Origin of the sequence: Methylobacterium sp. Leaf94, assembly GCF_001426045.1 — a bacterium.
In the GTDB taxonomy this organism is placed as follows: Bacteria; Pseudomonadota; Alphaproteobacteria; order Rhizobiales; family Beijerinckiaceae; genus Methylobacterium.
Genome location: NZ_LMRM01000063.1, coordinates 146363 through 171175 on the forward strand (window position 1 = coordinate 146363; position 24813 = coordinate 171175).

The 24813-nt window shown below is 66.2% G+C and carries 18 protein-coding genes; 13 read left to right on the forward strand and 5 right to left on the reverse strand.

From position 1 onward, the window contains the following. Positions 1-277 precede the first annotated feature (277 nt). The 7 genes from ASG63_RS22535 to ASG63_RS22565 all read left to right on the forward strand — a co-directional run bounded on the left by ASG63_RS22535 (position 278) and on the right by ASG63_RS22565 (position 8387). Complete coding sequence (locus ASG63_RS22535; RefSeq protein ID WP_056222136.1) at positions 278-1804, forward strand: septal ring lytic transglycosylase RlpA family protein; 1527 nt, start codon at positions 278-280, stop codon at positions 1802-1804. A gap of 169 nt (positions 1805-1973) precedes the next feature. Next, positions 1974-3200 carry a D-alanyl-D-alanine carboxypeptidase family protein gene (locus ASG63_RS22540; RefSeq protein WP_056222141.1) on the forward strand — a complete coding sequence of 409 codons (1227 nt, stop codon included), beginning with the start codon at positions 1974-1976 and terminating at the stop codon, positions 3198-3200. Then, positions 3197-3928: a dTMP kinase gene (tmk, locus tag ASG63_RS22545; RefSeq protein WP_056222144.1), complete on the forward strand. Its 732-nt coding sequence runs from the start codon at positions 3197-3199 to the stop codon at positions 3926-3928. Before ASG63_RS22540 ends, tmk begins: the two co-directional genes overlap by 4 nt. Then, complete coding sequence (locus ASG63_RS22550) at positions 3918-4982, forward strand: DNA polymerase III subunit delta' (protein WP_056222243.1); 1065 nt, start codon at positions 3918-3920, stop codon at positions 4980-4982. Before tmk ends, ASG63_RS22550 begins: the two co-directional genes overlap by 11 nt. Positions 4983-5073: 91 nt before the next feature. Then, a complete protein-coding gene (gene metG, locus ASG63_RS22555) occupies positions 5074-6648 on the forward strand; it encodes a methionine--tRNA ligase (RefSeq protein ID WP_056222147.1) in 1575 nt (524 codons plus the stop codon). Positions 6649-6722: 74 nt separating this feature from the next. Beyond that, entirely contained in the window at positions 6723-7502 is a 780-nt protein-coding gene (locus ASG63_RS22560) for a TatD family hydrolase (RefSeq protein WP_056222246.1), read from the forward strand. 72 nt (positions 7503-7574) lie between these two features. Then, positions 7575-8387 carry an MBL fold metallo-hydrolase gene (locus ASG63_RS22565; RefSeq protein WP_056222150.1) on the forward strand — a complete coding sequence of 271 codons (813 nt, stop codon included), beginning with the start codon at positions 7575-7577 and terminating at the stop codon, positions 8385-8387. A 144-nt stretch (positions 8388-8531) separates the two neighbouring features. Here ASG63_RS22565 and ASG63_RS22570 read toward each other — a convergent pair whose 3' ends face one another. Together ASG63_RS22570 and ASG63_RS24775 are read right to left on the reverse strand one after the other, a co-directional pair. Then, complete coding sequence (locus ASG63_RS22570) at positions 8532-9392, reverse strand: SGNH/GDSL hydrolase family protein (RefSeq protein WP_244480004.1); 861 nt, start codon at positions 9390-9392, stop codon at positions 8532-8534. 526 nt (positions 9393-9918) lie between these two features. Next, entirely contained in the window at positions 9919-10776 is an 858-nt protein-coding gene (locus ASG63_RS24775) for a helix-turn-helix domain-containing protein (protein WP_156394312.1), read from the reverse strand. A 331-nt stretch (positions 10777-11107) separates the two neighbouring features. Here ASG63_RS24775 and ASG63_RS22580 point away from each other — a divergent pair, with 331 nt between their 5' ends. The 4 genes from ASG63_RS22580 (at position 11108) to ASG63_RS24780 (ending at position 14866) form a co-directional block, all read left to right on the forward strand. Further along, on the forward strand, positions 11108-11302 hold the full coding sequence (locus ASG63_RS22580; protein ID WP_056222156.1) for a hypothetical protein: 195 nt from the start codon (positions 11108-11110) through the stop codon (positions 11300-11302). An 81-nt stretch (positions 11303-11383) separates the two neighbouring features. Then, positions 11384-12760, forward strand: a complete 1377-nt coding sequence (locus ASG63_RS22585; protein ID WP_056222158.1) for a Mu transposase C-terminal domain-containing protein — start codon at positions 11384-11386, stop codon at positions 12758-12760. Beyond that, complete coding sequence (locus tag ASG63_RS22590) at positions 12760-13773, forward strand: ATP-binding protein (protein WP_056222161.1); 1014 nt, start codon at positions 12760-12762, stop codon at positions 13771-13773. Before ASG63_RS22585 ends, ASG63_RS22590 begins: the two co-directional genes overlap by 1 nt. A gap of 326 nt (positions 13774-14099) precedes the next feature. After that, a protein-coding gene (locus ASG63_RS24780) for an IS5 family transposase (RefSeq protein WP_156394313.1) occupies positions 14100-14866 on the forward strand; the annotation gives its coding sequence in 2 pieces (ribosomal slippage) (positions 14100-14445 and positions 14445-14866; 768 coding nt in all). Between the two features lie 43 nt (positions 14867-14909). On the opposite strand, the gene ASG63_RS22605 is transcribed toward ASG63_RS24780, so the two are convergent. Then, positions 14910-16238: an IS701 family transposase gene (locus ASG63_RS22605; protein ID WP_056222171.1), complete on the reverse strand. Its 1329-nt coding sequence runs from the start codon at positions 16236-16238 to the stop codon at positions 14910-14912. Positions 16239-17436: 1198 nt separating this feature from the next. On the opposite strand from ASG63_RS22605, the gene ASG63_RS22610 reads away from it, so the two are divergent. Together ASG63_RS22610 and ASG63_RS22615 are read left to right on the forward strand one after the other, a co-directional pair. After that, positions 17437-20430, forward strand: a complete 2994-nt coding sequence (locus ASG63_RS22610) for a bifunctional diguanylate cyclase/phosphodiesterase (RefSeq protein ID WP_162248663.1) — start codon at positions 17437-17439, stop codon at positions 20428-20430. Between the two features lie 655 nt (positions 20431-21085). Then, positions 21086-21475 carry a helix-turn-helix domain-containing protein gene (locus ASG63_RS22615; protein ID WP_056222177.1) on the forward strand — a complete coding sequence of 130 codons (390 nt, stop codon included), beginning with the start codon at positions 21086-21088 and terminating at the stop codon, positions 21473-21475. A 118-nt stretch (positions 21476-21593) separates the two neighbouring features. Here ASG63_RS22615 and ASG63_RS22620 read toward each other — a convergent pair whose 3' ends face one another. After that, positions 21594-22964: an HlyD family type I secretion periplasmic adaptor subunit gene (locus ASG63_RS22620; protein ID WP_244480005.1), complete on the reverse strand. Its 1371-nt coding sequence runs from the start codon at positions 22962-22964 to the stop codon at positions 21594-21596. Continuing rightward, the gene (locus ASG63_RS22625; RefSeq protein WP_056222180.1) at positions 22961-24727 is read right to left on the reverse strand and encodes a type I secretion system permease/ATPase; all 1767 of its coding nucleotides are present in this window, start codon (positions 24725-24727) and stop codon (positions 22961-22963) included. Before ASG63_RS22625 ends, ASG63_RS22620 begins: the two co-directional genes overlap by 4 nt. Between the last annotated feature and the right edge of the window lie 86 nt (positions 24728-24813).

Consider the following 24813-nt stretch of genomic DNA (forward strand, 5'->3'; position numbering starts at 1 on the left):
ATCGGACCAGGATTTTTTACCGATCCCGCAAAGGCTTGGCGGACGATTCTCAGGCTGAGCCTCCGTCCGGGCTCGCGGCCCCGGCCCCGGCCCGGTTCCCCCGCCGGGACAGGCCTGCGTTCAGCCTTCCTTTACGGCATTCGGACAATCTTATCCGTCTCGGGAGGGGCGCAGGACGCCGGTCCCGGGGGGCTCGTCCGGTCCTGCTCTCGCCCGCCGGCGGTCCCTCTCGAATGTGTTTTGTGGATCGGGGCGGGGGCTGGGGCGGATCATCGCGATGGCGCGTACGACGAAGCCGGGACATCCGGGGCCGGCCCCGCTGCCGCTCTGGCGGCTGCTGGCGGTCTCGGCCGTGGCCCTCACCACGGCCAACTGCGCGCAGTCCCCGCAGAAGCTCGCGGGCGCCTCCGGAACCGGCTCCAGCCTCGATCCGAAATACGGCGTCAAGGCCAGCCCGCGCCTCTACAACGAGGGCGACGTGATCCCGAAGGGGGGCGGCCGGCGATTCTCGGGCAAGCCCTACGTGGTGGCCGGGCGCACCTACGTCCCGCGCGAGGACGCCAAGGGCTATGTCCGCGAGGGCCTGGCCTCCTGGTACGGCTCGGCCTTCCACGGGCGCATGACCGCCAACGGCGAGGTGTTCGACCGCCACTCCATCGCCGCGGCGCACCCGACCCTGCCGCTGCCGAGCTACGCCCGCGTCACCAACCTCGCCAACGGCCACTCGATGATCGTCCGGGTGAACGATCGCGGCCCCTATCACGCCAACCGCCTGATGGACGTCTCCGAGGAGGTGGCCGAGGCGCTCGAATTCCGCCGCAGCGGCACCGCACGGGTCCGCGTCGAGTATGCCGGCAAGGCCTCCACCGCCGGCAGCGACGACCGCAAGCTCCTCGCCACCCTGCGCACCGACGGCCGGCCCGCCGCCGTCAACGGCCCCTCGCCGGTCATGCTGGCCGATCTCGGCCCGGACACGGCGCAGGTCTCCGCCGAGCGCCTCGCCCGGGCGAGCCGCCCCGCCCTGGCCTTCAAGGAGGCCGACGACCAGCCCGCGGCCGAGGCCGCCCCGGTCGCCGCGACCGAGGCGGCGCCGGCGCCCCGTCCGGCCAAGCCCGCCCCCATCCTGGTGGCGAGCGCCGCCACCGTCGCGGTCCCGGCCGCGCTGCAGCCGACGGCTCTGCGGGCCGAGGGGTTCCGGCCCGTGCGGCACAGCCCGTCCGAGCCGCACCAGACCCTGGCCGCCGCCCGGCCCGCGCCCCTCAGCCTGACCCCGCCGCCCCTGCGGCTCGCCGGGGCGCGGCCCGAGCCGCACGCGACCGCGAGCCGCCTCGCCGCCGCGTCGCCGGCCGGTAAGGGCCAGGGCCAGGGGCTGGGGCAGGGGCTCGCGACGGTCGCCCAGGCCGGCGGGGCGCTGGCCAGGAGCGATCCCCGCGCCGCCACCGCCCGCTTCGCCGCCGCGACCCCGGCGCCCGCATCCCGGACGGCTCCCGCCGGGCTGTCGGCCGCCGGACCGAGATCGGGCCACCAGCCCGGTGTCGCCCGGATGGCGGTCGCCAGGACCGGTTCGGAGGCCAGGACCGGTTCGGAGGCCAGGATGGCTTCGGAGGTCAAGGCGGCGCCCAAGGCCGTCGCGGTCGCCAAGGCCGTCGCGGTCGCCAAGGCCGGTCCGGTCGGCAAGCCGGCCGGCAAGGCCGCCGGTCTGGCCCAGGGGACGCCCCCGGCCAAGGCGACCCCCGCGGCGCGAACGGCTCTCGCCGCCAAGGCGCCGGCCCGGACCCGCGCCCAGTTCGCCGAGGCCCGCTGAGACGCCCGCCGAGGCGGCATGCGGCGCGTCCGCGGCCGTCGGGACCCATCGACGCGCGAGGGGACCCACACGTGATTTGGGTTCGATCTCGGCGCCAAATACCTGTAACGTCACGCTTGATCGTGGGGGCGATGCACGGGGCGGCGTGAGGCAGGGCGTGAGACAGGGTATGAGTGTGAGAGAGCTCCTCGCGGGTCGGAACGGAGCGGGCCGCGCGGCGGTGTCGGGGCTGGTCCTGGCCGCGGCGCTGAGCCTGTTCGCGGCGGGCTCCGCCCTGGCCCAGAGCTTCCAGACGGCGGCGCCCCACGCGATCCTGATCGATGCCGATTCCGGCTCGGTGCTGTTCGAGAAGGGGGCCGACGAGCTCTTCTCCCCGGCCAGCATGGCCAAGCTGATGACCACCGAGATCGTGTTCAACGAGATCCGGCAGGGCCGGCTGACCATGGACTCGGAGTTCCAGATCACCGAGGACGCCTGGCGCCGGGGCGGAGCGGGGGGCGGCGGCTCCTCGATGTTCGCGCAGCTCAACAGCCGCATCAAGCTGTCCGACCTGCTGCGCGGCCTCATCGTGCAATCGGGCAACGACGCGGCCATCGCCATCGGCGAGGGCATCGCCGGCTCGGAGGAGAATTTCGGGCGGATGATGACGGCGCGGGCGCGGGAGATCGGCCTGACGCGCTCGACCTTCCGCAACGCGACCGGCTACTCGGCCCCCGACCAGAAGGTGACCGCCCGCGATCTCGCCAAGCTCGCCCTGCACCTGATCGAGACCTACCCGGACCTGTACAAGATCTTCGCCGAGCGCGAGTTCACCTGGAACAAGATCAAGCAGCAGAACCGCAACCCGCTGCTGACGCTCGATCTCGGCGCCGACGGGCTGAAGACCGGCTACCTCGAGGAATCCGGCTACGGCCTCACCGGCTCGGCGGTGCAGAACGGGCAGCGCCTGATCATGGTGGTGAGCGGGCTGAAGACCGCCCGAGACCGGGCGGCGGAATCGCGCAAGCTGATGGAGTGGGGCTTCCGCGCCTTCGAGCCGCGCCAGGTCTTCACCGCCGGTGAGACCGTGGCGGAGGCCTCCGTCTACGGCGGCGCGGCGGGCAGCGTGCCCCTCGTCGCCAAGAAGGCCGTGCGGGTGCTGCTGCCGCGGGGCTCCGGCGACAAGATCACCGCCCGGGTGGTCTATCAGGGCCCCCTGGTCGCCCCGGTCGAGCAGGGGCGCGAGATCGGCCGCCTGCGCATCACCCGCGGCGACACCCAGGCCCTCGACCAGCCGCTCTATGCCGGCGACACGGTGGAGGCCGGCACGCTCCCGCAGCGGGCCCTCGACGCGGCCTGGGAGGTCGGCACCGGCCTGTTCCGCAAGGCGTTCGAGAAGGCCGGCGCGAAATCGTGACGGCGCCCGGGACGGGGGGAGGGACCTTCATCACCTTCGAGGGCGGGGAGGGGGCCGGCAAGTCCACGCAGATCCGCCGCCTCGCCGCGCATCTGCGTGCCGAATCCGGCCGCCCCGTGCTGACGACGCGCGAGCCCGGCGGCTCGCCCAAGGCCGAGCGGATCCGCGAGGCGCTGCTCGCGGGCCTGGCCAAGCCCTACGGCCCCTTCGCCGAGGCCCTGCTGTTCTCCGCCGCCCGGATCGACCACCTCGACACCCTGATCCGCCCGGCGCTGGGGCGGGGCGAGATCGTGCTCTGCGACCGCTTCGCCGATTCGACCCGGGCCTACCAGGGCGCGGCCGGCGGCCTGGACCCGGATGTGCTGGTCGCCCTCGAGGGCGTCGTCGTCGGCCCGACCCGGCCCGACCTGACCCTGATCCTCGACTGCGAGCCGGAGCTCGGGCTCGCCCGCGCGCAAGCGCGCCGCGCCGCGGGTGCCGAGGGCGCGGTCGACCGCTTCGAGGCCGAGGCCCTGGCCTTCCATGCCCGCCTGCGCACGGCCTTCCGCGCCATCGCGGCGGCGGAGCCCGGACGCTGCGCCGTCGTCAACGCCGCCCTGCCCGCCGATGCCGTCGAGGCCGCGATCCGCGCCGTGGTGGCCGAGCGCCTGCCCGGGCTGCTGCCCGCGCGGGCCGGCCATGGCCGGAGCGACGACCGCCCCGGGACGGAGCACGGCGATGCGGCCTGAGCGCGCCCCCGAGGACGTCGAGCCCGGAGACCTGACGGAAGTCCCGCGCCCGCGCGAGCAGAGCGATCTCGTCGGCCATGCCGAGGCGGAGGCCGCCTTCGTCGCGGCGATCGCCTCGGGGCGCCTGCACCATGCCTGGCTCATCGGCGGCCCGCGCGGCATCGGCAAGGCGACGCTGGCCTACCGGGTCGCCCGCTGGCTCATCGCCCATCCGGCGGCGCAGGGGGCGCCCGCGAGTCTCGCCGTCGACCCGGACCATCCGGCGGCGCGCCAGGTCGCGGCCCTGTCGCATCCCAACCTCGTGGCCCTGCGCCGGACCCGGGCCCCCCAGGCCAAGACCCTGGCGACCCGGATCTCGGTGGATGCGGCCCGCGGCGCCCTCGCGCTGTTCGGCTCCACCGCGGGCAATGCGGGCTACCGCATCTGCATCGTCGACAGCGCCGAGGACCTCAACGCCAACAGCGCCAATGCGCTCCTGAAGATGGTGGAGGAGCCCCCGCCCCGCTGCCTGTTCCTCATCGTCAGCCACGCGCCGGGCCGGCTCCTGCCGACCATCCGCTCGCGCTGCCGGGCCCTGACCCTGCGCCCCCTCGCGGAGGCCGAGGTGGCGCGGGTGATCGGCGGCTTCGCGCCGCCCTTCGTGCAGCCTGGCCCCGAGGCGCTTGCCCGGGCGGCGCAGCTCTCGGAGGGCTCGGTCGCCGAGGCCGTCGCCCTGCTCGATCCCGCCCGGGCCAGCCTCGTCGCGGAGGTCGAGACCCTGCTGGCCCGCCTCGACCACCCGGACTGGCGCCGCATCCTGGCCCTGGCCGAGAAGCTCAGCGGGCGGGACTCCGACGACCTCTTCGCGGCCAGCCTCGACACGGTGTTCCGCTTCGTCTCGGCCGAGCTCGACCGGCGCCGGCACGCGCCGCCCGCCCGCCTTGCGGCCCTGGTCGAGGTGTGTGACAAGATCGCCCGCGCCGCGCGGGAGGCCGCGACCTACAATCTCGACCGCCGGCCGCTGGTCCTGTCCCTGTTCGGCGACCTGGCGGGCGCGCTCCGCGACGCCGCCTGACGGGGCCTGGTCGTCTCCCGCCGTCCTGTGATCCCGGGACCCGATTCCGGGGCCTGATCCTGTGAACCCTGTATCCGGGGAACCCCTCGACGTGACCGCCACCGACCCGGCATCCGCGAAGACCTTCGGTCTCTCCACCGCGATCTCCTATCCCAACGGCGCGCCGCATATCGGCCATGCCTACGAGGTGATTGCCACGGACGCGATCGCCCGCTTCAAGCGCCTCGACGGCTACGAGGTGCTGTTCTCCACCGGCACCGACGAGCACGGCGTCAAGATCCAGCAGACGGCGGCCAAGGCCGGGATCACCCCGCGGGACCTCGTCGACGCCATGTCCGCGCGCTTCCGTGCCATGGCCGAGGCCCTGGATTGCAGCCACGACCGCTTCATCCGCACCACCGAGCCCGACCATTACGCGGCCGCCCAGGCGCTGTGGCGCCGGATGGAGGCCAACGGCGACCTCTACCTGTCGAAATATGCCGGCTGGTACTCGGTGCGCGACGAAGCCTACTACGCCGAGGACGAACTCGAGACCGGGCCCGACGGCGTCCCCGTGGCCAAGGCCACCGGCACGCCGGTGACCTGGATGGAGGAGGAGAACTTCCTGTTCCGGCTCTCGGCCTACCAGGATCGGCTCCTCGCCCTCTACGAGGCCGAGCCCGACTTCATCGGCCCCGAGACCCGGCGCAACGAGGTGGCGAGCTTCGTGCGCTCCGGCCTCAAGGACTTCTCGGTCAGCCGCACGAATTTCGACTGGGGCGTGCCGGTGCCCGGGCACCCCGACCACGTCATGTACGTCTGGGTCGACGCCCTGACGAACTACCTTACCGTCACGGGCTTTCCCGACCAGGCCGACGCGCGGACGAAGTTCTGGCCGATGGACCTGCACGTCATCGGCAAGGACATCGTCCGCTTCCACGCGGTGTACTGGCCGGCCTTCCTGATGTCGGCGGGGCTGCCGCTGCCCAAGCGCGTCTTCGGCCACGGCTTCCTGCTCTCCAAGGGCGAGAAGATGTCGAAGTCGCTGGGCAACGTCGTCGACCCGATGGACCTGATCGCGACCTACGGGGTCGACGCGGTGCGCCACTTCGTGCTGCGCGAGGTGCCCTTCGGCGGCGACGGCAATTACAGCCACGAGGCGATCATCACCCGCTACACGGCGGACCTCTCCAACGGGCTGGGCAACCTCGCCCAGCGCTCCCTCTCGATGATCGCCAAGAACCTCGGCGGCACGGTTCCCGAGCCCGGCGTCCTCACGGAGGACGACCGCGCCCTGCTGGCCCTGGCCGACGCCTTGCCCGCCACCGTGCGGGCGGCCATGGACCGGCTCGCCCTCCACACGGCGCTGGCCGAGATCTGGGCCGTGATCACCGCCGCCGACCGCTACTTCGACGCGCAGAAGCCCTGGGTCCTGCGCAAATCCGATCCGGCCCGGATGGCGGCGGCGCTCTCCGTCGTCGCCGAGACCCTGCGGGCCATCGGCATCCTGGTGCAGCCCTTCATGCCGGGCTCCGGCGCCCGGCTCCTCGACCTCCTGGCCGTGCCGGCGGACCGGCGCCAGCTGGCCGATGTGGGGGAGGGCGGTCGCCTCGTGCCGGGGACGCCGCTCCCCGCCCCCGTCGGCCTGTTCCCGCGCTTCGTGGAGCCGGAGGCGTCTTCGGCGTGAACGACGGCGTCTCGTCCGACGGCGTCTCGTCCGACGGCATCTTGCCCACCCCACCGTTTTCCGAGCCTCGCCTCATGCTGGTCGACAGCCACTGCCACCTCGATTTTCCGAATTTTTCGGAGGATCTGCCCAACGTCCTCGCCCGCGCCCGCGCGGCCGGGGTGACCCGGATGGTCACGATCTCCACGCGGATCGCCAAGGCCCGGACCTACGAAGCCCTGTCGGAGGCCAACCCCGAGATCTGGCACACCATCGGCACCCACCCGGACGGGGCGGGCGATGAGCCCGACGTGCCGACCGAGGCCATCGTGGCGCGCACGCACCATCCCCGCTGCATCGGCATCGGCGAGGCGGGCCTCGACTTCCACTACGACAACGCCGCCCCCGAGGCGGTGCAGGAGCGGGTCTTCCGCCGCCACATCGCGGCCGCCCGCGAGACCGGCCTGCCGCTGGTGATCCATTCCCGCGACGCCGATGCGGAGATGGAGGCGATCCTCGTCGACGAGATGGGGCGCGGCACCTTCACGGCCGTCCTGCACTGCTTCTCGTCGGGGGCGCGCCTGGCCGAGGTCGGCGTCGAGCTCGGCTTCTGCGTGTCCTTCTCCGGCATCGTCACCTTCCGGCGCTCCCACGACCTGCGGGCGATCGCCCGGTCGGTGCCGCGCGACCGCCTGCTGGTGGAGACCGACGCCCCGTTCCTGGCGCCCGAGCCCCATCGCGGCCGCACCAACGAGCCGGCCTACACGGCGGACACCGCCCGCGCCCTCGCCCAGACCCTCGAGATGGAGTTTTCGGACTTCGCCTCGCTGACGACGGCCAATTTCCACCGCCTGTTCCACAAGGCCGCGGCCTGAGCCGGGCAGGGGGCTCGGATCGGGCGTGACAGGCCCCCGCCCCCTCCGATACCAACGGGGGCGGAGGTGCCGATGGGCGCATTGCGATTGACGATCCTCGGCTGCGGCTCGTCCGGGGGCGTGCCCCGCGTGGGCTACGGCTGGGGCGCCTGCGACCCGCAGGAGGCGCGGAACCGGCGCCGGCGCTGCTCGCTCCTGGTGGAGCGGCAGGACGGCGACCCGGCAGGAGCCGCCACCACCCTCCTCGTCGACACCTCGCCGGACCTGCGCGAGCAGCTGCTCGGCGCGGCGGTCCAGCGCCTCGACGCGGTGCTGTTCACCCATGCCCATGCCGACCACACCCACGGCATCGACGACGTGCGGCCCCTGGTCATCCACATGCGCCGGCGCATCCCGGTCTTCGCCGACGCCCGCACGCGCCGCCTGCTGGAGGCGCGGTTCGGCTACTGCTTCGAGACGCCCCCCGGCAGCGAGTATCCGCCGATCCTCGACATGCACGACCTGGCGGACGGGGAATCGACGGTGGTGGAGGGGCCGGGCGGGGCGATCACGGCCCTGCCCTTCGGCCTGGAGCACGGCAACGAGGCGGCCCTCGGCTTCCGCTTCGGCCCGGCGGCCTACGCGCCCGACGTCAGCCTGATGCCGGCGGCGTCGCAGGCGCGGCTGCACGGCCTCGACCTGCTGATCATCGATGCCCTGCGGTTCACCCCGCACCCGACGCATTACTCGGTCTCGGATGCCCTGGCGCTGATCGAGACGGTGCGGCCGCGCCGGGCCATCCTGACCAACCTGCACACGGATCTCGACTACGCCACGCTGAGCGCCAAGCTGCCGCCGAACGTCGTGCCGGCCCATGACGGGCTGAGCGTCACGCTGGATCTCTAGCGTTCGTCCGGGATCGGGGGAAACCGGTTCTCCCGAGAAGACGAACGGCGAGACGAGGAATCGCCAGTCCGTCTCGGCCAGGATGAACCGGACGGACTCCCGGGAGGAGGGCGGTCCGCCGCCTCCCCCGATCCCCTCCTCGGCTCAGTTCTGGGTGCCGGCGTCCTGCGGCAGGCCCGCATTGGCCAGGAGCTGCGCCGTGGCGGCGCGGGCCAGGCGGTCGTAGCCCGCATCGGTCATGTGCAGGCCGTCGGGACCGATCATCTGGGTCGGGGACAGGAGCCCCTGGGCGGCCCAGGCGCGCATCATCGCGTTGCGGCGGATCACCGGCACGTTGAGCTCGGTGGCGATGGCGTGCAGGGCGGCGCCGTAGGCCTCGGCCCCGGCGGTGGTCGCGAGCTTCTTGCACCATTGCTGGTCCATCAGGACCACGTCGGCACCGGTGGCCCGCATGGCGAGGATGCCGGCGCGGGTGAGTTCGGCGAAGCGCGCGACGCTGACGCCGCTCATCGGGTCGTTGCTGCCGGTCTGCCAGATCACGAGGTCCGGCTTGTCGGCGAGCACGTCGCGCTCCAGCCGCCGGGCCATGGCCTCGGAATCGTCGCCGCCCTTGCCCCGGTTCAGCACCGTGACGGCGGAATGCTCCGCGCCCATCGCCCCGAGCCGCGCCGTGAGGTCGCGCTGGAGCTGGGCCGGGTAGGTGGTGGCCGGCGAGGAGGCGCCGGAGCCCTCGGTCGAGGACGAGCCGAAGGCCACGATGCGGACGGCCTGGCCCTGGGCGATCAGGCCGGCGAGACGGGGCAGGCGGGCCAGCGCCCGGCGCGGGATCGCCGTCCGGACGATCGGTCGGGCCGTCTCCATCGCCGCGGCCTGGGGCGGCTGCACCAGGGCGGTGCGCTGCGGCTCGGCCTGCGCGCGCGCCGGCGCGCCGGTGGCGAGCGAAACGGATCCGACGGCCAGCAGGACCAGGCTCAGGGCAGCGGAGGGGCGTGCAAGGATCGGCATCGCATTCGCTTCGGAGAGGATCGATTCGGACGGGCATCCGCTCGGCTGGTGCCCGGTATCATGTATTATGAGGAGGAATTATGACATCCGCCAGCGGTTTAGCACCCCTGGCGGTCGCTGCGCGCCCAAGAACTGGCAACGACGTGAATCGCCCGTGTGGAGATTGCATGAATACGCGGTGTCGGGAATGGGTGAACCCTTCGTCGCGGGAGGCCCCTGCCCCGGTCCGACGGGTTCTGGTTCCATAATATATCTTATGCGAACGGTGTTTCCCGGCCTGAATCGGGGGGGTGTTGGGGCGGCGCGGCCAAGTTGGCGGCGGGCTTGTCATCAATAATTGGCGGCGAACGTGAAAAAGCGTGCAGATAGAGAGGCTTGTGCCAGCAGCATTGCGGGCCCTCGGCTACAAGGAGAGCGGTTGCCAATTATACGTAACACCCTGAAATCACTCACGTTCTTGCGGACCCCGTCGTCAAGCGATTGTTGATTGCGGACCTTATTGCGGACCCTAGCCGCTACCGGGCGCTCAATCGTCCGTGCTTTGATCAACAGGGTTGAGACGTGGTCCGAACAAAGTCCCGTCGGAGGAGATGAGCTCGGTTGCCGCGACGGCTACAGCCCGGGCTGCCTCGGCATCCAGGCCGTCGTTTTGCTGAAGGTGTTGAGCCGCCTCAGCTGCCCGCTTGTATTGGAACGCTATGGCTTTAGCCATTTCATTCAATTCGGAAACTGTATCTCCGCCTATGATTTTGATGCGGTCGAAGGCCAGAAGACTGAGAAGTATCGCTCGGAGAAGCTTTATATCAAGTTCTTGAGCTGCCCCCTGCCCTCGTTCTCTGCTGCCACGACCCGTCAGAATATAATCTATAGAAACGTTCCGCATGTATGAGGCGGCTACCGCCTCAGCATACGGGATGGAATTACGCGATCTCCACTTTGATACATTTTGTCTAGTGGTATGCAGCGCATCGGCTAGTGCAGTATCTGTATCAACTCCATACACCTCTTTCATCCTATCAAGGACGTCGGCAGCATTTAGCTTCTGGGCCTCCGCGCTAGGCGGAACCGATAGGTCTTGATCAAGCGGTGTTGACATATTGGCTACAGGCGTGTTTCCATTTAGGCTACATCGTCGGAGCCTATCATGGACATCGTGTTGCACGATACCGAGCAAGCCTATGAGGCTGAGTATGCGCGGGTGCGTTCGGTCCTTATTTCGCGGGGCAGCTCCCTTAACACGTACCTCAAGAGCCGCGGCATCTGTCGTCAGCTCGCCTACAAGGCCCTCAAAGGCCGGTCTCTCGGCCGCAAAGCTGTAGCCCTCAGGGCGCAAATCATTCGGGACGTTCTGGATACGGCTGCCTAACATGGATGGCTGGGTCACCGCGTCCGAAGTAGCTCAGGCCGCTGGGATTTCTGAACGTAAGGTTCGGCACGCCTTCGCTCGGATCGGTTCAGGAAAAGCGCAGCTGTGGCGGGGCTCTTGTCTGACGGTTCGCGTTTGCCACGGACGGGGAGGGAGGGCCGGGGCTTCGTGGAGAGTCCTCGCAACCACCCTCCCCCCGGCACTTCAGCTCCGCATTCAGACTACGCAAACGCCTGTTGAAGGGCAGTTGAACGCCTCAGCAAAGGCCGTTCAAGCGGCCGAGTGGTGGGCTCATTTCCTCCGTCCCGCTCTGACGCACCCGAAGGGTTCACGTGAGCGACGCTCCGCGATGGAGGTGCTGGCTAGTGCCGAGGTTTGCGGCCCGCATGGCGAGTGGTTCACGCCGAGCCTACGTGACATCGAGCGCAAGGTCAGCAAGGCGACGGCCGGCGGCCTGAAGGGACTGATCCGCAAGCGCCGCGAGACGAAGCCCGAGAGCCGCCTGATCCTCACGAAGCGTTGGGATGCCGCTACTGCCGGCTAGGATGACGCCCTGCGCGCCGAGATCGCTCGCAAGGTCCACCAGCGCATCCGCGACCTATGGGGCAGTGGGGCGGTCTACAGCGTGGTCCAGCGCCTTGCCGGTGAATACCTCGCTGACCTCACCCTCAAGGCCAGGATCGGCGGCACCTTCGCCGAGATCATGCCGGCGTGCGAACTGCCCAAGGGCGTCGTCGAGGCGGGCCGCAGCGCCCGGCGCGTCCATCAGTACCGCACGGACATCAAGGCTTGGGACGATCGGCGCTCACGCCTCCGTCTCACCTCGGCCGGGTTCGCGCCAATGGAACTCGTCTACGGCGATGTCCACCATTTCGATGTGTATGTTGCCCGCCCGGACGGCACGCTGGCGACCCCCAAGGGCATCGCCTGGCTCGATGCCGGCACCCGGCGCGTGCGCATCGACCTCGTGCTCTGTGAGCCCGGCACGGCGATCCGCAACAGCGACGTGATCGACAGCTTCATATCGATGACGCAGGACCCGCACTGGGGCATGCCGGCGAAGCTCTATCTCGACAACGGCTCCGAGTACGGCTTTGCCGAGTTCCTGAAGGACGCTTTGCGCCTCGGCGGCCTGGACTGCGAGGAGTTCGGCCGGGGCAGGGCGCTGATCCGGGCGACCGCCTACAACGCGGCAGCCAAGGGTATCCTCGAAGGCTCGTTCCGCGTCATCGAGCAGACGATCCTCTCGGCTGTGCCCGGCTACATCGGCGGCGACCGCATGAACTCCCGGCGGGCCAACCTCGGCAAGGCGCCCTCCCCGTTCGACGGCAGCTTCGACGACTTCGCCCACGACTTCGTTGGGCTGCTCGCCTTCTACAACACAAAGCGGCAGACCGGCGACCTCGCTGGGCGCTCGCCCGAGCAAGCCTACGCGCAGGCGGTCGCCGCCGGCTGGCAGCGCACCGACGTGGACGAACTGGCGCTGATGACGGCTTTCTCGGAGGAGGCTACGCGCACGGTCCAGGACGGCAAAATCAGCGTCGGCGGGGAATGGCTCTATTGCGACGCGCTGGCTCGCCACACCGGCGACAGGGTCAGCATCCGCCTGCCGAAGTACCTGTGCTGGCCGGCCGTGCCGGTGTTCACGATGAAAGGGGAATACATCGGCATCGCCCGCCCCGACCCGGTTTATTCGCGCCTCGATCCGGCAGGGGCTGCGGAGGCCGCCCGTCGCAAGGGGGTGGCCCGCGACGCGATCCGGTCCGAGGCGGCCGACCTCAACCGGATTGATGTGGTGGCGGAGATGATCGACTCCGGCCGCCGTCAATCCGCGCCGCCGGTGCCGGCGAGCAAGGGGACGATCGAGCTAGGCGGCGACCGCGCCGAGATCGGCCGGCGCATCATGGAGAGCCCGACCGAGCGCCGCGATCGCGACCGCGAGGAGAAGCAGGCCAAGCTCAAGGCCACCCTGGAACGCGTCGAACGCTTCAGAGGCTTGTGATGAACGACCTCACCCCCATGCTCGACCCCAAGTATGCCCACCTCCCTCTCTACCTCCAGCGAGGCATCCTCCAGCGCAAATTAGAGCGCGAGGAGGAAGAGCGCGAAGAGCGCAGGTATCAGGAGCGCATCGAGCAGAGGCGTGCGGAGATCGCTGCAAAGCGCGCGGCCGAAGCCGCCCAGAAGGAAGCGTTCGAGGCGCGTCGTCAGGCGCATGTCAGCCGGGACACCCCGTTCGTGATGACCTCGGCGGCCAGGGTTGTGCTCGACACGATCGACCGCTGCGACCGGTTCAGACATAACGGGCTCGTCACCGGGGCACCTGGCGTCGGTAAGACGCGTGCGTTGGAGGAGGCGGTCCGCCGCTCGGGCACGATGGAAGGGCCGCTCGTCGGCCTCGTGACCGTCACGGGCGTGATGGGCAACTCGACCATGGCGCTGCTGGAGGAGGTCGCTCCTCACCTGGGTGTGCGCACCGTCTACGGCGTCGCCGCGACGCTGAAGCTCCTGTGCAGCCGGGCCAGCGCCTTCCCTGTCCTGCTGTTCGATGAGTCGCAGAACCTTACCGACCGCGTGGCGCGCGACCTGTTGGCGATCAGCGAGCAGGCTCGCGTCCAGATGCTGTTCTTCGGCAACGACGAGGCGCTGAAGTTCGTCAACTCACAGAAGGCCGCCATCCGGCAGATCGCCCGGCGCCTGCCGATCCGTGAAGAGATCGACTGCATCCTGGACACGGACGCGGATCTGCTCGCCGGCCAGTATGCCGTGGACGACCCGGAAGCGCTCCGACTGTGCCGCACCCTCGCTGAGACCCATCACGCGGACGGCATCGGCAAGGTGTTGCCCATCGCCCGTGCCGTCGCCGAGGCCGCTGGCAGCCGGACGGTCGATGTCGATCATCTGCGCGAAGCCCTGGCGCTCTTCCCGCACTTCTTGCGTGACCTCGCGAGGGCCAAGGCACCCCCACAGGTCGTGCGTCAAAGCAGCTTCAAGCGCCTGCCGAAGCAGCGCTGACCCCCCCTCCCCCATTGGTTGTGTTCCTCATGCCGACCCTGAGCCGGCCGGTCTTCTTCCTGCCAGAAAGGCCGTTTCCGATGAACCAGTACGTCAATCTGAAGCATACGATCAAAGAGGCGGGCGAGCGACATCCGCTTCGGTTCGGTCCCAAAAAGCGCCACACCGCCGGCACACTTCATACGAGCGACGGTCCAAGGGTCAGGCAGCCTGCGGCCCGTGATGCGTCGCTCAGTGGGGGGGAAGCTAGGGCGTGGTGACGATTTAACGAGTTCAGGCTGGGACCAGCTTGGCTTGGGAGGGATGGCCGACGCAGGAGTTTGGCCATGTTTCAGGAAGTCGACGCGCTTCGGGACGATCAATGGGACCGCCTGAAGGGTTTCGTTCCGGGGGGGACGAAGGGCAAGCGCGGTCCTCGGACCGACAACCGACGCTTCCTGGGCGCGCTGCTTTGGATGGCACGTTCGGGCGGGCGCTGGCGTGATCTTCCGGAGCGACTGGGCGACTATCGGTCGGTGAAACGGCGGTACTACCGCTGGATCGAGCGCGGCGTGCTCGACGCGATGCTGGAGGTTCTGGCACGCGAGGCCGATCTGGAGTGGCTGATGATCGACGCAACCATCGTGCGGGCACACCAGCACGCTGCTGGCGCGCACAAGGTCAAAGGGGGGCGGATGCCCAGGGCCTCGGCCGGTCTCGCGGCGGCCTGAGCACGAAGATCCATGCCGCGACCGACGCGCTCGGGCTTCCCGTACGACTTCTGGCCAGCCCTGGTCAGCGCAACGACATCACCGTGGCGGCCGACCTGATCGCGGGCTTCGAGCCCGATGCGACCTTGGCCGACAAGGCCTTCGACGCCGACCCGCTCTGCGTGGCGATCACGCAGAGCGGTGCCGAAGTCGTCATCCCGCCCAGGCGCAACCGCAAGGTCCCGCGCGCCTACGAAAGGGACCTCTACAAAGAACGGAATCGCATCGAGCGCTTCTTCAGCAAGCTCAAGCAGTTCCGACGCGTCGCAACGCGCTACGACAAGCTGCTCACCAACTTCATGGGTTTCGTCAAACTCGCCGCCATCGCCATCTGGCTCAAATAGTTAAATCGTCACCACGCCCTAGCACTACCTGGGCACTTTGATGTTAGAGGGCAGCGTGAAGCGTCTTCGGCAGTGGGGGCACAGGACGGGTGGAACCAGCTTGGCGAACAGCCGTCCGATGATGGCCTGCCGCACGGCGGGTAGGCTGGGTGACGGCGGCGGCCCCGGAAGGCGGGTCGTCATTTTTTCCCCGCCCCGTCCGACGATGCTCGGCGAGGCGCAGGTGCTGCAGGTAGGCGCAGGCGATGCACGTCATCAACGCGTGTCGATGCAGCCCAGTCCAGGACCGTCCCTCGAAATGGTCGAGGCCGAGTTCTTCCTTGAGCTGCTGGTGGGCCTGCTCGCAGACCCAGCGCGCCTTGATCGTGCCCGCCAGGGCGCGCCGTGACGTCTTGGCCGGCAGGTTGGACAGGTAGTATTTGCGCTCACCCGACGAGCGCCACTCGCCCACGAGCCAGACGTCCTCGCCCGGCAGATGCCGGTTGTTGCCCCAGACCGGACCGTCGCCGACCCGCACCCGGATGGCGGCGAACCGGGCCGAGAGCTTGCCCTTCGTGCCCTGACGCCACGTCACGCGCCGCCAGGGCAGCTCGGCCAGCACCGCCTCGGCCTCCCGCGGCTCCTGGTCCGGCGAAGGTTTGCGGGCGCGACCGGTCGGCGGCACGAGCCGCACCTCGGCCGCGTAGACCTTCTGGTTCCTGACGATGCCGACGGCCCAGCGCAGGCCCCTTGCATCCAGGCCGTGACGGAAGGCAGCGCTGACGCCGTAGCCCGCATCGGCCAGCACCGTGCCGAAGCGTAGACCGGCGGCCCTCAGGCGATCCAGTTCCGACAGTGCGATCTCACCCTTGGTCCGCGGCACGATCGCGGCCTCGGGCACGCCGGCCTGCCCGCATCGTTGCGGATCGCTCGTCCATGCCTCGGGCAGGAGCAGGTGCAAGCCTACCGGCACGGGCACCTCGCCCTGCGCCAGGGAGAGGGAGACCAGAGACTGACAGTTGGTCTGCTTGCCCAGCGCACCGCAGTACTGGCGCGCCACCCCGACCGAGCGCGTGCCCTTCTTCGGCAGGGCGGTGTCGTCGATCACCAGGCAGGCATCGGATCCGCCGACCAGCCGGTCCGCCTGACGGGCCAGCTCCGTCCAGAGCGGTCCATCGTCCCAGGCGGGGCTGGCGATGAAGTGCTGCAGCTGGTCGTGGCCCGACAGCCCGAGCCGTGCCGCCATCGGCTGAAGGCTTTTGCGATCCCCCGGACCGAGCAGGCCCCGGAGATAGAGCGGTGCCCAGGTCCGCCGGGTCTTGCGCCCCATCGCAGTCAGGAACGGCGTCAGCCAGGTGTCGAACTCGTCCGTCCCCTCGCGATCCCGATCCATCGCTGCCTCCCACGAGCTATCCCGAGGGAGACAACGCGGCAAACGCCCTCAAAGTGCCCAGGTAGTGCTAAGCATCTATCTGCCATATTGTTATGAATCATAGCTTTAAATTTCCTAGGAGCTGTTTTAAAAATTCTCAATGCTGTCGCATATGATTTTTACATTGTAATATATTTAATCGTACAAGACATCGATAGACTCGTCCGTTCGCGAAACTGATACGCATTGTACAGATTTGTCAAAAGATATAGAGCAGAGAACAAATTGATCTGGAATAAGATCTGCATTTATCAATACCAATCTTGCTCCTAGATCGGTTGAGTTTTGAATGACACATCCTTTGTAGCTATGCTCATCAATTACAATAAAACCAAATGCGTCTTCGCTATTAGATTCGATGTGGTCCCATGCTTTTGCAGCCATCCGATTCCCTTGCATCGTTCGTATGGACAGGGGTTCACAAGTGCCTATGAAGCTTCTAATATTTCAATATAAATGCGAATAAGTCAACCAGAATGCGAAATACAAAGCTTACCGGCTGTGTATCGAGAGTTCTTTCTAACTCGCAGCGTTTAGACGCGTATTGGTCATACGGCTTGTAAGGGGCCTTTCGCTTCAAAGAGGATCTATGATTCCATCTCCATTCGTCGTCAATCTGAAGCTGCATTCCAAACGTGACTTCAAATATTGGCACAACATTCAGCTTTGATTGAGTAATATCGGCAGATATCAACTCTATTGCCTACTGAACTGCCGTGATATTTTGAGACCAATTTCGGTAGTACGGCGTCGATGTCGAAGATATGATCCCGATTCGACTGGTTTTTTACTACGCGTTCCCGACTGGGAAGCAGCTGCGCGTTCTACAAAACTCAGCTTGTGGGATTTTTCGAACTTAAGGTGGTTCACAAAACTGGAAAACAAGGCGGATACGTCTTCATTTGCGACCTGCGTTATAGTTTGCGCTAGGCCCGCTTCACGTCCTCAAAGTGGATTGATACACATATTAGAAAAAATCGCCTGATAGTTGTGTTTCGGGCATGGAAATGCATGGATCGTTAACCTGTGCGGCTTGATCCTTGGAGCGTCATTTTGCTGCAATACCCCGCGTGATCGGTCACGCTGTCCAAAAAGGCGCTTAATGTATCCGTTATTGGAGAATGAGCCCGAGCGGCTTGCAGTTCTGCGAGATCTGCAGGTGCTTGACACGCCTGGCGAGACACACTTCGATGCGGTGTGCCGCACGGCACAAGCCTTATTCTCGGCACCAATCGCCTTCGTCTCTCTGGTGGACGAGAACCGACAGTGGTTCAAGGCTCGTTGCGGGATCGACGTCAACGAGACGCCGCGCAGCATAGCCTTCTGTAACTACGCAATCCTTTCAGATGATGTCCTAATCATTGAGGATGCACTGGACGATCCTAGGTTTAAGGAAAACCCCCTTGTCACAGGTCCGCTCGGCGTCCGGTTCTATGCCGGAGCGCCGCTAATTCTGCATCAGGGAATACGCCTCGGAACGCTGTGCCTGATGGACGTTCAACGGCGTTCCTTTTCTGCTGAGCAGATCCGGCAGTTTCAAGATTTGGCGAACATCGTAGTGGCCCACTTGCGCCTGCACGAGGCTCGAAACCAGATCGGACGAGATCTGAAGGCGCTGCAATCCGCACAAGCGAAGCTGCGGGAAGCGGCTGATTACCAGCTTCTCGTCGAGCAGGTCGGGGGCATCGGGTATTGGCAGTACAATCTGAAATCTGGAAAGGCCACGTGGTCCCCCAGCATGCGACAGCTCGTTGGCCACGATATGCTCGACGATGAACTGTCCCTCCATAATTTAGTTCAGTTCCTGCACCCCGACGAACACCGCGACCTGTTTGCCGCCTTTGATATCCGAAACGCCGACGTAAACGGGATGGCCCTTTTGCCGTTCGACCGGCAGCGTCGCCTTGTCAGGGCGGATGGCGAGGTCCGGACTGTTATCTCCCGCGGCCTGCCGCAGCACGACGAAACGGGTGCGGTTGTTGCTCTCCTGGGCGTCTGTGTCGACATCACCGATCTCGTGCGTTCCGAGGAGCAGCTGCGCGGGGTCAGCACCCTTCTTCGTGTCACCCTGGAGAATATGGATCAGGGCATCCTGATGGTTGGCGCGGACAATCGTGTCCTAGTTCACAACCAGAGGGCCAGGGATCTGCTCGGCCTTTCGGAGGCTCTGCTGCATGAGGGAGCCCGGTTCGATCTCCTTCAGCAGCATCAGATTGACCGCGGCGAGTTCCGCAGGGTCGATGGCGAACTCAGGCACTGGCTGGAGAGTTGCGCCCCGGGAACCACGGCCGTCACCTATGAGCGGGACCGTCCGAACGGGCCCTCAATCGAGGTGCGATCAGTGCCTTTGCCGACAGGCGGATTGGTCCGGACCTTCACCGACATCACGGAGCGCAAGCGGCGTGAGGCGGCCCTTCGCCTCGCCGAGGCCGAGTACCAGACGCTCTTCCAGAACGCCGTTGTCGGCGTCTACCGAGCGAACCTCGATGGCACGCTTGTTCGGGCGAACCAAGCTCTTGCGAGACTCCATGGATACGGCGACCCGACGAGTGCGACGGCGTCCGGCAACGGCTTCACCCATGACTGGTACGTTGACGGCAACCGGAAAGATGAGTTTATGCGCCTCCTGTTGAGGCACGGCAGGGTCGATGATTTTGTCTCGGAGGTGACCGGTCACGCAACCGGCGGACCGATCTGGGTATCAGAAACGGCGTGGTTGGTGCGCGATGCTGACGGACGCCCCTCCTGTTTCGAAGGCACAGTCGTGGACGCAACGGAGCGAAAGCGCGCCGAGGCACAGATTGAGCACATGGCCCGGCATGATGCACTAACGGGCTTGCCGAACCGCCGGCAGTTCCAGGAACGATTGACCCAGGAACTAGTCCATGCGCAGCGGCAAGGGACCTCGATCGCTGTCCTATGCTGCGACCTCGATCGCTTCAAAACGGTCAATGACACCTTCGGACATCCGGCCGGCGACGCGCTCTTATGTACCCTGGCCGACCGCATGCGGCGCTGCTTGCGTCCGGGAGACATGGTTGCTCGTCTCGGAGGCGATGAATTCGCAATCATCCTGCTGGGTCGAAGCCATCCCCACGGCGTGGGAGCGACAGCGAAGCGTGTCATTGAGGTAGTAGGTCAGCCCGTGGACATCGATGGGCATCTGACGAACGTGGGTGTCAGCATCGGTGTCGCGATCGGACTGGACGACGGTGATCGGGCCGACCTTTTGTTTAAGAATGCTGATATCGCCCTCTACCGTGCCAAGGAAGCGGGTCGTCACACGTGCCGCTTCTACGAGGCTGGAATGGATATGGCGGTCGCGTCCCGTAATCTGCTCGAAATTGATCTAAAGGACGCCGTCCGTAAGCGAGGTTTCGCGCTGCACTACCAGCCGATCATTGATCTTGCGAGCGATACGCTCCGCGGTTTCGAGGCTTTGCTGCGCTGGCCGCACGCGGAGAAGGGGATGATATCACCGGCCGCTTTCATTCCCTTGGCCGAGGAGACTGGCTTGATTGTCGAGCTTGGAGCCTGGGCGTTGCGCGATGCGTGTCGGGAGGCGGTATCGTGGTCCGCCGATCTTCGTGTCGGCGTCAACGTGTCTGCGGTTCAAATCCAACATGTCGATTTCCACCAGCACGTCGTTGACGCTTTGGTTCAATCCGGACTCGCGCCGGAGCGCCTGGAGCTAGAGATTACCGAGAGCGTGCTTGTGAAAGATGCCGAAATGGCTATCGCCTGCTTGCATCGCCTACGCAGAATAGGCGTCCGTCTGGCGATTGACGATTTTGGTACCGGCTACTCTTCGCTCAGCTACCTGTGTCAGTTTCCGTTCGATAAGATCAAGATAGACCGATCGTTCATCCAGGATGCCTGTGCATCAACGTCCGGCGCCATCGTCCGTGCCGTGGTCGGTTTGGGCAAGCACCTTGGGGCAACCATCACGGCCGAAGGCGTAGAGACGCAGTCGCAGCTCGACTGGGTTCGAAGCGAAGGCTGCTGCGAGGTTCAGGGCTTCATCTTTGGTAGGCCGGTGCCTGCGAGTTTTATCAGGGGCATGATGCAGCCGGTCGAGGTTGCGAACGCGCAGGGGCCGGAGATAATAGATTACTCGCCGTACTGCGAGCGGCAATCTCTACTCAATGCCTGATCGTGCGGATCGACCCAACCCGGATTGGATGCCCCTCGCGATCCTTCGATGATCAAACGCATTGCAGTGACAGACTGGCCGCTTACAGAATGAGTGGTAGGTCGCGACGACACATTTATTGGTTGAAGTTGTGTAAACTATGCACAACGCCGACGATCCGGCTCGCTGCATTAACATTGTGCTCAGCCGTGGGTGCATGGATCAATTCGAACGGCGATGTCTCAAAACGATCAGTGTAGCGGCACCGTCCTGTGCGGGCTACACGAAGCTCCAGACCACTGCCGACTGTCCCGTTCGAAAACGGGTAGGAGCGTCATGAACCGGAGTTTACCGCTTGCTGGTGTGGCATTGCCCCAAGCATGTGTTCATGATTCATGGATAAGCAGAAGGTCGTAGACTGGCGACGCGCGATCCGTGTCGCTTCAACTGATGGGATCGGTCCGCCGACGCCGGGCCCTGACCGTTTGAGGAGCGAACGGTCAGGGCCCGGCGTCGGCATGCGTTCTTGTCAAGTTGCAGGATTTTGATACAGCGGGTACTTATCCCGTCCGCAAGATTATAGTTCGAGCGTTGTAAGCCCAGTAAAAAGACACGTAAAGAATTCCACGTATTTGCCTTCCCTCTAGGCTGTCCAATATATTTTGAGTAACGTACAATGTCAAATATAGACAAAGATAGCGGCGCGGACACGATCGGTACCCGTATCAAATCGCTGCGCCGTTCCGTCGGCCTCAGCCAGGCCAATCTCGGCGAGAGTCTGGGTGTTACGTTCCAACAGATCCAAAAATACGAGAGTGGACGGAGTAGGATAGCGGCCGATAAGCTTCAACGGATCGCCCAGGCTCTGCACGTAGACGTGAACTATTTCTACGACACGCGCAACGGGGAGTCTCTGTCTGAGAAGGAGGTCCGTCGAGGTCAGACATTACCGACACCTGAGGGGATCCTGTTTAACGAGCACTTCGACAGGATCAAAGACCCGCGCGCCCGGTATCTGCTCTCCGAGCTTGCTCGTGTGCTCTGCGAGATCGAGGCAGGAAAATAACCGTTGGGACAACAGGCATTGCCGTCTGAAGCGGCTGGAGAACTCGAGACGTGAGGATGTAAGGCCCTGTTCGCGCGTTGAGGATAGGACTTTCCGAGACCCCCATCGCAACAGTCTTTTAGCGCTCGCGCCAGGCCTTCGCGATTTGGTCGGTCAGAGGTTTGACAAGGTAGGATAGGACGGACCGTTCTCCGGTCTGGATGAAGCTCTCGACTGGCATGCCGGGCACGAGCCGTGCCCTGCCCAAGCGATCGCGTTCCGTATCGGGCACACGAATCCGGGCCGTGTAGTAGCTCATGCCGGTCTTCGAATCCTGGCTGACATCCGCGGAGATGCGGCTGACCATTCCGCCGATCTCTGGTGTTACGCGCTGGTTGAAGGCGGCGAAGCGAAGCACGGCTTTCTGGTCAAGGTGGATGCTGTCGATATCTTGGGGCTGGATGCGCATCTCGACCGCGAGCGTGTCCGCATCGGGCACGATCAGCATCGCGGGCTCACCCGGGACGACCAGGCCACCCACCGTATGGACGGTCAGCTGATGCACGACGCCGTCTTGAGGTGCACGCAGATTCGTCCGCTTCAACTGGTCGAGGGCAGCGACGCGTTTCTCCGACAACTCGGACCAGCGGCCGCGGATATCGGCCAGTTCCTTGCCCGTTTCGCTCCGCATGTCCTGATCGATCTGAAGAATCTGCAGCTCGGTCTCCGTAATCTTGCCGTTCGCCTGCGCTTGCGCGGCGACCAGTTGCCCGCGCTCGCCGCCCAAGCGAGCTGCGTCGCGCTCTAAGGCCGTCACCCGTGAAACGGCCACGAGATTCCGCGCCCAGAGCTCGCGAACGCCGACGAGTTCATCTCCGATGAGGGCGATCTCGCGGGCCTTGGCGGCGGCTTGCTCGGCGAGACCGGTGATCTCCTGGCGGATCTGAAGAATACGTTGTTGGAGCTGAGCCTTCTGGCCTTCTCGCCCGGATCGGCGCGTTTCGAAGAGGCGGCGCTCTCCATCGATCAAGTGCGCGACGGCCGGCTCCTCGCGCCTGCGCCGTGTCAGCGCGTCGGGAAAATCGATCATCGTCAGGCCATCCCGCTCCGCCTCGTTGCGGGCGCGGCGGGCCGTCAATTCGTCCATGGCTTTCAGGATGATGTCGAGGTTCGCGCGGATCTGGGTCTCGTCCAGCGTGATCAGGACATCCCCCAGGGAGACGCGCGTGCCATCTCGGACATGAATCTCGCTCACGACACCGCCTGTCGGGTGCTGGACCTTCTTGACGTCGCTCTCGACGACGAGTTGCCCTGGGCTCACCACGGCCCCGTGGATCTCGGTGAGTGCCGCCCATCCGCCGATGCCGAAGACTAGGACGGCGATGATGCCGGAGACCACGGTCAAGTGTCGGCCGATCGATTGGTCCGCCTCGGAGTGCCGGGGGCCGGCAGCGCGCGTCGGCAGCGCCCCAGCCGTCACACCGTTCCGAATCATGCTGCTCGAGGTCATGCGGAAGCCTTCAGGTTCGTCTCGGCCGCTTTCGCGGTTGCAGTGATGGTGCGCTTCGGGCCGCGCACGTTGGGAAAAGCCGTTGGGCGAAGATTCGTCTTCAGCACCTCGTTCTTGCGGCCAAAGGCGCGCCCCCGCCCCTCTTCCAGGACAAGCACGAGATCGACGGCGGCGAGGACGCTGGGGTGATGAGCGACCACCACGACGATGCCGCCGCGCATGCGCACGCCGAGGAGGGCCTGCGTGAGTGCCGCTTCCCCGGCCTCGTCGAGGTTGGCGTTCGGTTCGTCGAGAACGACGAGGAAAGGATCGCCATAAAGGGCGCGCGCGAGGCCGATCCGCTGGCGCTGCCCTGCCGAGAGCCCCGCCCCGCCGGGGCCGATGCGGGTCTCATATCCCTCAGGTAGCCGAAGGATCAGTTCGTGCACGCCGGCGCTCCGGCTGGCCGCGACGACGGCTTCGGCATTCGGGTCCGGCGCCAGCCGTGCGATGTTCGACGCGATGGTGCCGGCGAAGAGCTCGACGTCCTGAGGGAGGTAGCCGACATGGCGGCCGAGGCTGCCGTCGGCCCACTGATCGAGGGTGGCCCCGTCGAGACGTATCGCCCCACGCAGCGGCGTCCAAACGCCAACGAGCGCCCGCGCCAGCGTGGATTTGCCGGATGCACTCGGCCCGATGATGCCGACGCCCTCGCCCGCCTTGAGGCCGAAGCTGACGTCGGAGACGATCGCGCGCGTTCCGCCCGGCGGCAGGATCGATGCGTTCTCAACAGTCAGGGATCTGATGGGGGCCGGCAGAGCGAGCGCCGGTTTGTCCGGGGTGAAGCGCGCGAGCATGTCATGCAGGCGCACCCAGCCTTGCCGGGCCGCAACGAACCCTTTCCAGTTGGCGATCGCGATCTCGGCCGGTGCCAGCGCCCGCGAGACAAGGATGGACGAGGCGATGATGATGCCGCCCGTGGCCTGCCCCTGAATGACCAGGTAGGCTCCGAGCGCCAGCACCGCGGATTGCAGCACCATGCGGAAGATCTTCGAGGTGGTCCCGAGACCCGCGGCGATGTCGGCGACGCGGCGCTGACGCCGCATGTACGCGTTATTCTCCGCGTTCCAGATCTGCGCGAACTCCTTCTGCATGCCCATGGCCCGAAGGACCTCCGCGTTCTGGCGCCCGGCCTCGGAGAGGGCGTTACGGCTCGCCCCATGCTGGGTGGCTTCGCGCTGGGGCCGGCGGGTCAAAAGCTCGGTGAGGATGGTCAGCGCCGCCAGGACGAGCGCGCCGGCCAAGCCCGCGAGACCGATCAGCGGATGGAACAGGAAGCAGATCCCGAGGTAGATCGGCATCCAAGGTAGATCGAAGATTGCCGTTGGACCGAGGCTCGAAAAGAAATTGCGGATCTGATCGAGGTCCCTCAACGGCAGGAGCCCGTCGCCGCCGGCCGGTGCCTCAAGAGGATGGCGCACCACCATGTCGAAGACCCGCCCGGATAAGGCTTCGTCCAGCGAGCTGCCGATCCGGGCCAAGACCCGCGCCCGGATGGTCTCGATGAGCCCTTGGAACAGGAACAGGGTCAGGGTCAGCATACCCAGTCCGACGAGGGTCGGGATCGAGCGTGCCGGGATGACCCGGTCGTAGACCTCGAGCATGAAGAACGATCCCGTCAGGTACAGGATGTTGATGATGCCGCTCATGACGCCGACGCCGAAGAACGCGCGCCGGCAGCGGAAAAGGGCGGTTCTCAGCTCGACATTCTGATGAAATCGCATCGGAGTTCGCCTATTTGAGTTCGGCGGATCAGCTATAAAGCGAGTTTTTTCGCCTTCAGCGATAGACTGTGACAGCGCACCGGGTG

Bases quoted from the DNA above. Each gene is read 5' to 3' on its own strand.
- ASG63_RS22535 (WP_056222136.1), top strand. From the start codon at position 278: ATGGCGCGTACGACGAAGCCGGGACATCCGGGGCCGGCCCCGCTGCCG.
- ASG63_RS22540 (WP_056222141.1), top strand. From the start codon at position 1,974: ATGAGTGTGAGAGAGCTCCTCGCGGGTCGGAACGGAGCGGGCCGCGCG.
- ASG63_RS22550 (WP_056222243.1), top strand. From the start codon at position 3,918: ATGCGGCCTGAGCGCGCCCCCGAGGACGTCGAGCCCGGAGACCTGACG.
- ASG63_RS22560 (WP_056222246.1), top strand. From the start codon at position 6,723: ATGCTGGTCGACAGCCACTGCCACCTCGATTTTCCGAATTTTTCGGAG.
- ASG63_RS22565 (WP_056222150.1), top strand. From the start codon at position 7,575: ATGGGCGCATTGCGATTGACGATCCTCGGCTGCGGCTCGTCCGGGGGC.
- ASG63_RS22570 (WP_244480004.1), bottom strand. From the start codon at position 9,392: ATGCCGATCCTTGCACGCCCCTCCGCTGCCCTGAGCCTGGTCCTGCTG.
- ASG63_RS22580 (WP_056222156.1), top strand. From the start codon at position 11,108: ATGGAGGTGCTGGCTAGTGCCGAGGTTTGCGGCCCGCATGGCGAGTGG.
- ASG63_RS22590 (WP_056222161.1), top strand. From the start codon at position 12,760: ATGAACGACCTCACCCCCATGCTCGACCCCAAGTATGCCCACCTCCCT.
- ASG63_RS22605 (WP_056222171.1), bottom strand. From the start codon at position 16,238: ATGGATCGGGATCGCGAGGGGACGGACGAGTTCGACACCTGGCTGACG.
- ASG63_RS22615 (WP_056222177.1), top strand. From the start codon at position 21,086: ATGTCAAATATAGACAAAGATAGCGGCGCGGACACGATCGGTACCCGT.
- ASG63_RS22620 (WP_244480005.1), bottom strand. From the start codon at position 22,964: ATGACCTCGAGCAGCATGATTCGGAACGGTGTGACGGCTGGGGCGCTG.
- ASG63_RS22625 (WP_056222180.1), bottom strand. From the start codon at position 24,727: ATGCGATTTCATCAGAATGTCGAGCTGAGAACCGCCCTTTTCCGCTGC.